We start from the raw sequence: 13055 nt of genomic DNA on the forward strand, positions 1-13055 counted from the left end.
GTGATTATTACTTGCAGCCGGGCAGATTCGAGCGGTACACCAGATCTGCGCCGAGTCGTGCGTCCTCGCTCAGCAGCATGTCCGCTTCGAGCTGACGCGACGCCTTGGCCGGCGTTCCGTCGGCACCGAGGCGACGATCCGCCGGGCGCTCGTAAAGGCTGTCGCCACCGCACATCGCCTTGGCGAGGCGGCGCTGACCGTCGATCGCCCGCTGCTGCGCCGCAGCAACATAGTCGGCGCGCTTGTCGGCCGGAACCGACTCGACGAATGCCTGCGGGTGCACGACTGCGATCAGGCCGGAGACGTGACCGAAGCCGAGGCTGGTCAGCAGGCCGGCACGCAGCGGAAGCTGATCACCGAACTTGAGCGGCTGACGTGCCCACACGAGGTGCTCGAACTCGGCCATCTTGTCGTCGACGCAGTCGAGGCTGCGGTTCGGCGGGACGATGCCCTGGCTCAGTACCTGGCAGAGCCCGATCAGCTGGAAGGCTGCGGCACCACCCTTGGCGTGACCGGTCAGGCTCTTCTGCGAGACCACGAACATCGGCGCACCTTCACTGCGTCCCAATGCCCCGGCGAGGCGCTCGTGCAGCTCTGCCTCGTTGGGATCGTTGGCGGCAGTGGAGGTGTCGTGCTTGGAGATCACGGCGATGTCGTCGGCGCTCACGCCGAGAGCGTTGAGCGAGAGTGCGAGCTGTGAATCCGCTCCCCCACGTCCGGCGCCCAGTGCTCCGAGTCCCGGTGCCGGGATCGAAGTGTGAACACCGTCGGCGAACGATCCGGCCCAGGCGACCACACCGAGGACGGGCAAGCCCATCTCGAGTGCCAGGTCACCGCGAGCGAGGAGAATCGTTCCGCCACCGGCCGACTCGACGAATCCGCCGCGGCGACGATCGTTGGCCCGCGAGAAGCGGCGATCCTCGATGCCCTTGGCGTGCATGTCCTCGGTCTTGGCAGTTGCCGACATGTCACCGAAGCCGATGATGCCTTCCGTGCTCAGATCGTCGAACCCGCCGGCAACAACCAACTGCGCCTTGCCGAGTCGGATCTTGTCGACACCTTCTTCGACGGATACCGCTGCCGTGGCGCAGGCAGCGACGGGGTGAACCATCGCGCCGTAACCGCCGACGTACGACTGAACGACGTGCGCTGCAATGACGTTCGGCAGCGCTTCCTGCAGGATGTCGTTCGGACGGTTCTCGCCGAGCAGCGTGTCGATGTACAGGCTCCTCATGGAGGTCATGCCGCCCATGCCGGTGCCCTGCGTGTTGGCGACCAGGCTCGGGTGTACCCAGCGGAGCAGTTCGCTCGGAGTGAAGCCGCCGGTGAGGAAGGCGTCCACCGTTGCGACGATGTTCCAGAGTCCGACGCGGTCGACCGAATCTGCCATGTCGGCGGGGATGCCCCACTTGGTGACGTCGAAGTTGGTCGGGATCTGGCCGCCGACACTACGGGTCAGCTTCATCTTGCGCGGGACGCGGATCTCGGTGCCTGCGCGGCGAGTGACTGTCCAGTCTCCGGACTCGGCGGAAACCGTCGCCGTCGTGTTCTCCGGATCGGATTCGACGAAGGCCTGAGCCTCTGCCTCACTGCCGACCACGAAGCTCAGATCCTTGTCCAGGAACACGGAGGTGAGCAGCGGAGCGGTGTTGTCGATCATCGCGCCCTCGTCGACGTAGCGACGGATGCCGCAACGCTCGACGACTGCGTCGTGGTACTTGTCGGCGATTTCCGCCTCGGGTACCAGGTCACCGGATTCGACGTCGTACCAGCCCGGCTTGGGGTCGTTCTCCCAGACGATGAGTCCGGTGTTCCACGCCAATTCGAGAACGCCTGCGGCAGAGAGCTGCTCGTCGACCTCCATCTCGAAGCGGGTACGCGAGGAACCGTAGGGTCCGAGCTCTCCGGCACCCACGATGACCACGAGGTCCGCGGGGGTGACGTCCAGTTCGGGCCAGCTCGGAGCCTTGACCGAGTCGTCGATGCGAGCCGGCGTGGGCAGCGCCAGGATGCTGGACTCGTCCACTGCTTCGTCGACAGCCTCGGCGATCTCGGCAACCTCGGCAGCTTCCTTGGCCAATGCACCCAGATCCAGGTTGGCCTCGGACAGTCCGCCGGTCAAGTCGACCTCGAGCGGAGCCTCTGCTGCAGCGCGCCGCGACTCGCGGGTTGCCGTCTTCAGCAGTTGGGTCGCCATCTCCTGGGTGGACCAGGTGCGGACGCCCGCAGCTTCGACCGCGTCGACGATCGGATCGTTGTGACCCATGAGTCCGGTTCCGCGAACCCAACCGATGACCGCGTGTGCCAACGTGACCCGCTCGGCCCAGTTCCGCTCGGCCTTCCAGCGGTTGACCACGGCGATCAGCGAAGCCTTGGCCTCACCGTAAGCACCGTCGCCGCCGAACGTTCCGCGGTTCGGCGAACCGGGCAGCACTACGTGCAGGTGCGTGTCGACATCGCTGTCGTAACCGATCTTCGACAGACCGCCGATGAGGCGCTCCACCGACCAGAGCAGCACGCGCATTTCCATTTCGGCGCGAGCGCCGGCGTCGGAGAGTTCGCCGCCGACACGCGGAGCTGCGAACGGGAAGAGCATCGTCGGCGTCATGGCCGGCTTGATGAGCTTCTTTGCGCCGCCTGCGTTCTCGGTGGCCTCGTTGCCGATCCAGTCGATCAGTGCGTCGACGTCGGTGTACGACGCCATGTTCGCGGGAACCACCCAGAGGGCGGCACCGGCGCGAGCGTTCTCGCGGTACAGGTCGCGGTAGAAGCCCAGACGCTGACCGTCGAGTCGTGAGGTGGTCACGAATACCGTTGCGCCACCGGCAAGGAGCTTGCCCGTGACGGCTGCCGCGATGGAACCCTTGCTGGCGCCGGTCACTACTGCGACCTCGCCTGCCCACTCGGGTGCGTCGGATTCTGTCGTCACGGCTGCATCAACGATGCGGGTGTAGACCTCGGCGAGCGCCGTGCGGCCCTCGTCGGTTGCACGGGTGGCCCACCACTTGGCCTGTGCGGCGACGGTGGAACCGGCACCGATGAAGTTCTCGACCGACAACGCGGTGTCACCGAGCCAAATACGAGCGAGATCCTCACGCGCACTTGCCCAACGGTCGTCGAGCAGCACGGCCTTCTGTGCGTCGAATGCCGGAGCAACCAGACGCGGCCAGTCGGAGCCGAGTTCAGCCGAGACCAGGTCGACCAGTTCGGTGTCCTCGACCGTCGCGACTGCCGCTTCTTCGTTCAGTCCGAGCTGCTCGAGCACCAGGCGTGCAGCCGAGGCCAGAACGCCGTTGCGCCCGGTGATGTTCTCGGTGAACTCACCCAGGGCGGCTGCGTCGACGGTTCCGCCGCTTCCGCCGCCGGTAGCCGGCAACGAGACACTGACTCCGCGTGCAGAGCCGACCGAGGCAACTGCGCTGTCGATGACTGCGTCGACCGCTGCGGCGTCGGCCAGTGCGCCGGAGCTCAGGCCACCGAGGTCGCCGCCGCGGATGCTGGCGCCGTCACGGGTACCGAGAGCCACTGCTGCGGTGACGTGGTGCGCCCAGCCGTCGCCCAGTTCCCAGACCTTCTTGACGCGGTCGGCGATGTAGCCGGGACGCTTGCCCGAGGGGCCGAAGACCTTGCGCAGGTGATCGTTGATCGAATCGGAGAGCACCGGTCCGAACGGCTTGTACGTACGGGCGAGCTTGTCGACGGTTGCTCCCAAGGAGCCCATGTCGGCATCCGCGGCACCGTCGATGGCGCCGAGGGACAGCTCGGAGCCGAGGTCGACCAGAAGCTGGTTACGACGCGAGGAGACGCCGTCGCACAGTGCCTCGATCGTGTCGGCGGGGCCGACCTGATCGGGACGGAGCTTGGTCCACAGGCTGATCAGGACCTTCGTGGCGTCGGGCGCCTTGAAGGTGAGGTCGTCCGGACGCGGTCCACCCGAGGGTGCAGCCGGCGCAGCAGCTGCAACCGGAGCAGCGGCCGCGGCAACCGGTGCAGCCTGCGCGGCAGGCGCTTCGATCTCGTCGTCGTCATCGACGGCGGGGTCGACGTCGGTGCCGTAGACGATCGCAGCTTCGCGCTCGACGTTGAGAACCTCGACCGGGTAGCCGAAGCGGCCCGGCAGCTTGAGGGTCTGCGACGCGAGGTTCGCAACGGTCGGGGCAGCGCCGAGACCGATCTCGACGAAGCGTTCGACCCCGAGTCCACCTTCGGACTCGTCACCGAAGAGCAGGTCCTGCGTCTCGATCCAGCGGACCGGGCTGGCGAACTGCCAAGCCAGCAGCTCGATCAGGATGATGCGGGACAACTCGTGAGTGCGCGTTGCGTAGCTGTCGAAATCTGCAAGGACTTCCTGCAGCGGCTCGGACGGCACCAGGTCGGCGATTTCCTGAACGAAGTCACGACGCAGCGAGAACGGCTTCGGAACCAGGTTCGGGATGTAGCGGCCGATCAGGATGTCCGGATCGATGTCGTGCGGGAGCAAGTCCTGCAGGCACACGCGGAAGTCCGCCACGCCGCCACGAAGGACGGTGGAGTGGAACGGCACGTCGATGCCGGGAACCTGGATGTATGCCCGCTTGCCACCGAATTCTGCTCGGCGACGATCGATTTCGACCTCGAGTGCGTCGAGACCGGCTACCGAACCGGCGATGGCGTACTGGCTGCCGCGCAGGTTCAGGTTGACGATTTCGAGGAACTCACCGGAGGTCTCGGCGACACCGGCGACGAAGCCCTGCACGTCGTCGTCGGAAACACCGATCTGCGACGGGCGAATAGCAGCCATGCGGTAGTCGGAGCGACCGGCTTCGTCACGGGGAACGAGCTGGTGCATGGCGGAGCCACGCTGGAAGACGACCTCGAGAAGTGCTTCGAGCGGGAAAACCTCGGCGACAGCAGCGAGTGCGTTGTACTCACCAACCGAGTGACCGGCCAGAAGGGAATCCTCGATGAAGGTTCCGGATTCGCGCAGCTCGGCAACCTGGGCAACACCGAGAACGGCCATGGCCACCTGGGTGAACTGAGTCAGGTGCAGGACACCGTCAGGATGCTTGTGCTCGACACCGCGCGCCTTGACGGTCACCGGGTTGTCGCGCACGACAGCGAGAATCGAGAATCCGAGCGCCTTGCGGGTGTGCTTGTCCGCACGCTCCCAGACGTCGCGGGCGGCCTTGGAGCGTGCACGAGCGTCGAGGCCCATGCCCGGGCGCTGGATGCCCTGGCCGGGGAAGGCGTAGACGGTCTTCGGTGCGGCAGTGCGGCCGGTGGCGACCATCACCAGTTCGCCGTCGATGCGGCAGCCGACCTCGACGATTTCTGCGCCCTGGTCGATGCCGACACGGTCGACGCGGACGTCGATCTCGGCGCCGGGGCGAACCATCCCGAGGAAGCGGGCGGTCCAGGCGGTCAGGCGGCGCGGCGGGACGCGGGTCTCGGCCGGGTCGACTGCGGTGACTACCTGTTGCGCTGCGGCGGAGAGCCACATGCCGTGCACGATCGGGGTTCCGAGGCCGGCCAGCAGAGCGGCGTTGTCGGAGGTGTGAATCGGGTTGTGGTCACCGGAAACCTGAGCGAACGCACCCATGCTGACCGGCGCGAGGATCTTCGCGTCACGGCGACGACGACGCGAGGTGTCGACAGCCGCATCGCTGATCGATCCACCGGCGCGAGCCGGGTCGGCGAGTTCGCCAGCGCCGGTGCGTCCGCGGATCGCGAAACGCTCGGTCATGGTGACGACTGCGGGGGCGTCGAGGCCCTCGCCGAGCATGGCACCGACCTCGACCTTGACCTCGACGACGCGACCGAGGTCGGTGTCGAGAACCGAGGCGACCTCGGCATTGACCACGAGAATGCTTGTTTCGGAGGGAAGTTCACCGACGAAGTCGACGGTGTGGTCGAGGTGGACCAGGTCGAGCATGCCTTCGATAACGGAAAGACTGTCGAGCTTGGCTGCGCCGAGGACTGCGAACACTGCAGGCCAGCATGCTCCGACGACGACGTCCGGAACAGCCTTGCCGCTGACACTGAGCGTGGTGGGCAGGCCGGAACCGGTGACACCGGCGTGATCGGCGATGCGATCGGGAACCCACGCGACGTTGAGGCGGGCCTTTCCGTTCTTGACTGTCGGAAGTTCCTGTCCGGCAGCAACTGCCAGCAGCGCGGACATCGCACCCTCGGCGTCTGCCTCGGTGACAACCGGAGCGCCGCCGTCCACGACGGACTCGGGGATGGTGATCGTGATGTCGACCGACTTGTCTGCCACCAACGGAACCGAGAGCAGCACGTGCGAGGAATCGACGACGGTCAAGCTGGACCCCGTGGTGCCGTGAACTGCCTTGTCGGCAGACTCTGCGTTCCACTCGTCGAGGTCGCCGAGGCGACGGACGGGGTTCTGGGTCAGGCGGCCTGCCCACTGGAGGTCGGGAGCGGAGAGGACGGCGTCGAGAAGTCCGGGTGCGGAATCCTGGTGGCGACGGCTCGCGAGTGCAACCGGAGCGGCTCCGGCAGCAACCAATTCGTCGTAGGTCGCCTTCTCGAAGCGATCGAGCAGGTCACCGACCGGCTCGTCGACACGGGTGATGCCCGCGACGGCAACGGTGCCGGGGATGACACAAACCTGATCGGCGGTGTAGCGGGGATCGTGTGCCTGCCACAGGGAGTCGCTGCGCCACCAACGGCGAACGTCACCGTCGACGACGGGAACGAAGTTGACCGGCTTGCCCGGCGTCTTGCACAACGAGGTGAAGAACGAGACGTCTGCGGGATGCAGAACCGTCGTCGAGTAGTCCGGGTACGACGCCTGCAGTGCGCAGATCGCAGCCTCGGGGCGCTCGAGAGTCTCGGCGTCGCCGAACAGTGTGGGGATCGGGCCACGGTCGACCGGGTGCAGACGCGCCTCGGTGCGCTGGAGCATCTCGCCGAAGCGAGCACGCCAGGTGATGTCGAGCCACGGGCTCGAGGTCGCCTCGACGATGGCGTCCTGAAGATCTGCGCCGCAATCGAATTCCTTCGCCGCGTCGATACCGACGGTCAGCTCGAGGTAGCGGCGCAGCCACTGTGCGTACGTCATGGTCTCGACGTCGCCGAAGTACGGCTTGGCGGTGACGTCGAGGGCGGCGATGATCTCGTCGCGGCGCTCTGCCACTGCCTCGGAATCGCCGGCAACCTCGTCGAGGAGGCGTCCGGTGCGCGAAGCCGCGTTGTCGATCTCGTGAATGTCGGCACCGAGCTGGCTACGGCCAGAGGCCATTCCGCCTTCGGCGGTACCGGCACCGACCCAATCCGGTGTACCGGGCGTGTCGACGAGGAGCTGCTTGACCTCAGGAGAGGTGGTGGCCTCTAGAGTCGCCATGGCTGCCGTGCCGACCAGGATGCCGTCGACGGGCATGGCCGGGAAACCGGCTGCGGCAGACCAGCGACCGGTGAGGTAATCGGCTGCTCGCTCGGGTGTTCCGATGCCGCCGCCGACGCAGATGACCAGGTTCGGACGTGTACGCAGCTCGGCGTACGTGTCGAGGAGCAGGTCGTCGAGGTCTTCCCACGAGTGGTGTCCGCCGGCGCGGCCGCCTTCGATGTGGACGATGACCGGGAAGTTCGGAACCTCGTTGGCGATGCGGATCACGGAGCGGATCTGCGCCACGGTGCCGGGCTTGAACGCGATGTTGGTGATGCCGATCTCGGACAGCTCGTCGATGAGGGCAACGGCCTCTTCGAGTTCCGGGATACCGGCGGTGACGATGACGCCGTCGATGGGAGCGCCGGCAGTACGGGCACGCTGCACCAGGCGCTTGCCACCGAGCTGCAGCTTCCACAGGTACGGGTCGAGGAACAGGGAGTTGAACTGGACCGCGCGGCCCGGCTCGAGCAGCATCTTCAGCTCTGCGACACGGTCTTCGAAGATTTCCTCGGTGACCTGTCCGCCACCGGCGAGCTCAGCCCAGTGACCGGCATTGGCTGCCGCGGCAACGATCTTGGCGTCGACCGTCGTCGGCGTCATGCCTGCGAGCAGGATGGGTGAACGACCGGTCAGCTTCGTGAACGCGGTCTCGACGCCGATGCGGCCACCAGGAAGCGAAACAGGCTTCGGCGCGAATTCGCTCCACGAACGTGAGACCTCAGGCGCAGCACCGGGGGTGAGCAGATTGCGGTGTCCGCCGCGGGTGGCGGCGGCGATGATGCCGATGCCCTGCCCACGCAGCGAAGAGGACGTCATACGGGTCAGCTGATCGCTGGGCCCGAGATCGAGAATCCACTTGGCGCCGGCGGAGATTGCGCCGTCGACAGCCTCGACCCAGTCGACCGGATCGACGAGGACACCCTGTGCAAGTTCACGCGCACGGTCGGCATCGAGACCGCAACGGGTTGCCCAGCTGCCGACAAGTTCGACGGCCTCGGCCAATGCTGGGTGATGGAAGCCGATTTCGGTGTCGAGCGGATCGAAGGACGGAGCGAAGACGGAACCGCCACGCTTCTTGCCCTCTCGCTCGCGAGCTTCTTCGGCTTCGATCTGCTCGCAACGCTCTTGCACGCGTGCCAGCTGAGCGGGCGGTCCGGCGAGAACGACGCGGCGACGGCCGTTGCGAATGGCGAGGACAGCCGCGCGTTCGGGGGCAACACCCTCGGCAAGCTCGGCGACGATGGCGGCGAGACGCTCGGGATCGACGCCCGAGACCGCAACCATCGGCTTCGCGGAGGCGCCGGCGATGACGCCGCGGCGACGGCCGACCAGGCTGGCAGCAGCACCGACGAGCTGTGCGACGGCGAGGAGTTCACCGTCGTCGTTGCCCTGCGCGGCTACGGCAGCGGTGGCCAGCAGGCCCTGCGAGTGGCCGATGACGGCAGCAGGCGGGTTACCGGCTACATCCAGACCCTGAGCGGAGAGTGCACGCAACGCCGCAAGCTGCGTGAGGAAGACGCCGGGGAGTGACACCGGAGCTGCGGTGAGCGCGGCAGCGGAAGGCCCGGCCGACTTCTCACCTTCTTCTTCGTCGACGATCTCGGCTTCGAGCATCCACGCGATCGGATCGAATCCGACCGGGCGAACCACGAGGAGATCCTGTGCGACGGGCGCGAGGCGTGCGGCTGCGTCATTGACCAGATCGGTCAGAACGGGCTCCAGGCCGTTGTCACGGCTGAGCTCCTCGAGCGAGGTGAGCCAGGGAGCGCCCTGTCCACCGAAAGCGATTGCGTAGGAAACGCCGTTGTTCAGCGAATCGACGAGGGCACCTTTGCTGGTCGTGCGGGACTGTCCCCCATCGACGCCGAAACGGCGTCCACCCTTCGAGTCGCGTCCGTTTCCTGTAGGTGTCGTGTCATCGATCGTCACGCGTACGTCCTCTCCTGGTCACCTCTGCGGCGAGGTGGGATTTGCGGTGTGCTGCCCGGCTGAAGTGCTCGCGAATTCGTCGAGAGAATCGACGGAGTCAGGGCGTTCGTGCAAGACAAGGTTTACACAGAATCATGAGGATTTCCTCACGTTTGTCGGCACCCTGGAAATCTGGACTTTCGAGGCCGTGATCTTCCTCACGAGACTTCGAGAAAGTGACTCGCGAGTAGGTCGCGAACGCCCTGCCTGGGACTGTTACCGGGATTTTCAGAAACCTGAGGAACCCCTCATATTTATTGTTACCAATTCGTGACCTCCTTGACGGACGGTCGATCCCGTGCGTTCCGGGCCACCATCTGTCGGACCCCCTCGCTACGTTCAGCGCGTCCACACCGGACGACTTCTCGGGGGGAGAAATCATGAAAGACACAGACGTAGTCAGAGCGGCCGAATTCATCGGCGCCGAGCTTCCGCGCGAGGCGTGGCCGCATTGGAATCAGGGATGGCCGCGCGAGTCCGAAGCCGCCCTTCTCGATGCGATCTTCTCGTCGCGCGCCGCCTACGGAACACCGAAGACCGGAGTCCGCGCCGTCCTCGACCGTTGGCGCACACACCGCTCGGTAGCCGCAGGCGAACACCTCGACAGCTTGTCCGCTCTCGCCGCCTTCACCGACCGTGGCGACGAGCTCGCAACGATTCTCGGCAATCGCCAGCGCGTGCCGGGCAACTACTTCACCAAAGCCGAGGGTGCGGCTCGTGCGGCCAAAGCGCTCGCCGACGCCGGTTGCCGGTGCGGTGCCGACGTCGAGGACACCGAAGGCCTCCGTTCGGCAGTCGTCTCCGTTCCAGGCCTGGGCCCCAGGACCTTCGAGACGCTGGTGTTCCTGTCCGGGAAGTTGACGGCAACTTCGATAGATCTACTTGCACGGTTCGCCACCGAAGCAAGCAGTAGCGAGGAATTGTTGTCGAGCACCGACGCAGCCGAGTTGCTAGTTGCGGTCTCCGAACATCTCGACGTCGATGTTCGGACACTCACCCACGCTGCGTGGCGGTATCAACGCACGGCCGAGCAACCTCGCAGATCGAAGAAATCCACCATGCCGTCCGCAGCGGATCCACTCGCCGAAACGGCCTGAGAGCCGGCGGGCGCATCCCGACCAGGGTGGTGTGCCCACGAGCGATTCCACTCGCGTATCGTTTGAATTCCGCGCGCGAGTGGCGGAATTGGCAGACGCGCTGGATTTAGGTTCCAGTGTCTCAGGACGTGGGGGTTCAAGTCCCCCCTCGCGCACAACGAAAAGCCCCGCCGGATCAGATCCGGCGGGGCTTTTTCAGTTCTTGATCAGGCTCAGCGCTTTCGAGCCTTGACCGGCGGGGTCATGTACGTCGTCCGGCTCGGCGTCAGCCCCAGACGGACCGAGCTCTCCAACCACGTGATCGCCGACGCCGTCGGATCCACAACCGGAACGTGAATCCCTTTGCCATGCAGCCTGTCTCGGACCGCACTGGTCACACCGAGCATCCCGGTGCAACCGAGAACGACGGAATCGGCCTCGCCGTTCTCCACTGCCGCAGACGCCTGAGCGGCCAGTCGATCGATCAGTTCCTCCCGATCGGTGAGGCCCAGCACCGGCATGTCCACGACTCGAATACTGCCCAGCCGACTATCGAGCCCATACCGCCGAGTGAGCGATCGGAGCATCGGCACGACGTTCGGCAGGATGGTCACGACACCGACGCGATCGCCCAGACTCATCGCTGTCAGAAATGACGGCTCGAAGCCGCCGACCACCGGTGCGTCGATGATCTCTCGGGCGGCATGCACTCCGGGATCGGCGAAACACGTGATGAATACACCGTCGACGCCGTCGACTGCCGCCTCTTCGACCCGCTGCACGATCCCGGGGCCGGCCAGTGCCTCGTCGTACTCGGACTCGATGCTCGCCGTGCCAGAGAGCAGTGACACGACATCGACCGTCGTGCCGGGCGCCGCCCAGTGCTCCACCTCGGCTGTCACCGCCGGAGTCAGTGTGGTGTCGATGACCGGGCGAATCACTCTGATGTGCATGAAACACTCCCCTGCTTTCGGATACGCCCCGAGGTTATCGATGCAGCACAGCCTGGAGAATGTGTTCAGTGCCTGGCGTTGCGGGTGAGGATGGGCATAGCGCACAGGCGCTGTGGCACGGCTTCTACGACACGCCGTGGCACGGCTTCTACGACACCGTGTCGGAGATCGCAGGGCGAGGCACTATAGCTCTCAGGTACCGTCTTAGTGTGTCCAAGAACGCTACTAAACGCCGACCTGCGCTGATTCTGCTGGTCATCGTGTCAGCTGCCGGCTGCCTCTCGCTCGGCTGGTGGCAGTGGGAGCGCTTCGAAGCCGTCGGAGGCTCCGGACAGAATCTCGGGTACGCGTTCCAGTGGCCGCTGTTCGCGGCGTTTGTAGTGTACGCGTATCGCAAGTTCGTTCAGCTCGAAGACGTGGACCCCGAAGAGGCCGAAGCCGAGGAAGCCGCCGCGGAGCCGCGTGAGATTCCCGCCGACCTCTTGCCGCAACGCCCGCAGGCCGAGTTCGACGATGTGAACCTCGACGTCGACGACCCTGAAGCCCGCCAAATGCTGGAATACAACGACTACCTTGCGCAGCTCGCCGCTCGCGAGTCCGATAGGAGCACGACGTGAGTACCGGTTCGGAAGCGAGCATCGCTACCCCCGCAGTCAACGCAGAAAAGCAGAAGAAGGTTGCGTCGGCGCTCGTCCGATACCGCGTTCTCGCCTGGATCACCGGCCTCTGGCTGCTGTTCCTGACCGGTGAGATGGTCTACAAGTACCTGATTCTCGACAATTCGGCGGATGCACCGTCGTGGTTGTTCTACATCGGCCAGATCCACGGCCTGTTCTACATGCTCTATCTCGTGTTCACGATCGACTTGGCGATCAAGGCCCGGTGGAAGCCCGGTACGACGGTTGCCACCGCGCTCGCCGGCACGATCCCGTTCCTGTCGTTCGTGTTCGAGCACAAGCGGACTGCCCAGGTGAAGCAGGCTTATCAGCTCTGAGAGTTTCGAAAAGTAGAGCCCTGAACGCAGACGCGTTCAGGGCTCTACTTTTCGAAATTCGGTTCAGCCGGCCAGTGCCGCCAGCGCGGGAACGAGCTGCACGAGCGCGCGCCCTCGATGTGACGCCGCATCCTTCTCGGCCGGGGTGAGTTCTGCGGCAGAGCGGGTGTCGCCGTCCGGACGGAAGATGGGGTCGTATCCGAAGCCCCCGTCGCCGGCTGGTTCTCGGCCGATCACCCCGCGCCATTCGCCGCGCACGACAGTCTCGTCGCCGCCGGGGATCACCAGTGCACAAGCGGAGACGAATGCCGCGCCGCGCCGCTCGTCTGGCACGTCTCCCAGCTGAGCCAGGACAAGCGCCGTGTTGGCGCCGTCGTTTCCGTGAGTGCCCGACCATCGCGCGGACAACACGCCGGGCATACCGTTGAGTGCATCGATCTCGACACCGGAATCATCTGCGATGCAAGGCATTCCGGTTGCCACCGCGCCGTCACGTGCCTTGGCGAGTGCATTCTCCTCGAACGTCGCCCCGGTCTCGGGGGCTTCGGGGAACGGCGGCACCTCGTCGAGCCCGACCAGTTCGATTCCGTTCACTCCAGCGGCGTCGAGCACCCGGTGAAGTTCCTTCAGTTTCTTGGCATTTCGGCTGGCAACCAGTACTCGTACGCTCACAG

General features: G+C 65.6%; 6 protein-coding genes and 1 tRNA gene. 4 read left to right on the forward strand and 3 right to left on the reverse strand.

Annotated elements, in window-relative coordinates:
• Window positions 1–7 precede the first annotated feature (7 nt).
• A complete protein-coding gene (locus AC1DVN_RS02835) occupies window positions 8–9319 on the reverse strand; it encodes a fatty acid synthase subunit beta domain-containing protein (protein WP_477993361.1) in 9312 nt (3103 codons plus the stop codon).
• Window positions 9320–9738: 419 nt separating this feature from the next.
• On the opposite strand from AC1DVN_RS02835, the gene AC1DVN_RS02840 reads away from it, so the two are divergent.
• Both AC1DVN_RS02840 and AC1DVN_RS02845 read left to right on the forward strand, forming a co-directional pair.
• Window positions 9739–10455, forward strand: coding sequence for a hypothetical protein (locus AC1DVN_RS02840; protein ID WP_060939697.1), 717 nt, complete (start codon window positions 9739–9741; stop codon window positions 10453–10455).
• Window positions 10456–10528: 73 nt separating this feature from the next.
• Window positions 10529–10610, forward strand: a tRNA-Leu gene (locus AC1DVN_RS02845).
• Between the two features lie 57 nt (window positions 10611–10667).
• Here AC1DVN_RS02845 and AC1DVN_RS02850 read toward each other — a convergent pair.
• Entirely contained in the window at window positions 10668–11387 is a 720-nt protein-coding gene (locus AC1DVN_RS02850; protein ID WP_060939696.1) for an aspartate/glutamate racemase family protein, read from the reverse strand.
• Window positions 11388–11596: 209 nt separating this feature from the next.
• On the opposite strand from AC1DVN_RS02850, the gene AC1DVN_RS02855 reads away from it, so the two are divergent.
• Together AC1DVN_RS02855 and AC1DVN_RS02860 are read left to right on the forward strand one after the other, a co-directional pair.
• Window positions 11597–12004: a hypothetical protein gene (locus AC1DVN_RS02855; protein WP_060939706.1), complete on the forward strand. Its 408-nt coding sequence runs from the start codon at window positions 11597–11599 to the stop codon at window positions 12002–12004.
• On the forward strand, window positions 12001–12381 hold the full coding sequence (locus AC1DVN_RS02860) for a DUF3817 domain-containing protein (RefSeq protein ID WP_003945334.1): 381 nt from the start codon (window positions 12001–12003) through the stop codon (window positions 12379–12381). Before AC1DVN_RS02855 ends, AC1DVN_RS02860 begins: the two co-directional genes overlap by 4 nt.
• A gap of 63 nt (window positions 12382–12444) precedes the next feature.
• On the opposite strand, the gene rdgB is transcribed toward AC1DVN_RS02860, so the two are convergent.
• The gene (gene rdgB / locus AC1DVN_RS02865; RefSeq protein ID WP_060939695.1) at window positions 12445–13053 is read right to left on the reverse strand and encodes an RdgB/HAM1 family non-canonical purine NTP pyrophosphatase; all 609 of its coding nucleotides are present in this window, start codon (window positions 13051–13053) and stop codon (window positions 12445–12447) included.
• Between the last annotated feature and the right edge of the window lie 2 nt (window positions 13054–13055).

Source organism: Rhodococcus sp. P4_E4, from assembly GCF_056401575.1.

Excerpts from the sequence above, each read along its gene's own strand:
- AC1DVN_RS02850 (WP_060939696.1), bottom strand. The coding sequence starts at position 11,387 with ATGCACATCAGAGTGATTCGCCCGGTCATCGACACCACACTGACTCCG.
- AC1DVN_RS02840 (WP_060939697.1), top strand. The coding sequence starts at position 9,739 with ATGAAAGACACAGACGTAGTCAGAGCGGCCGAATTCATCGGCGCCGAG.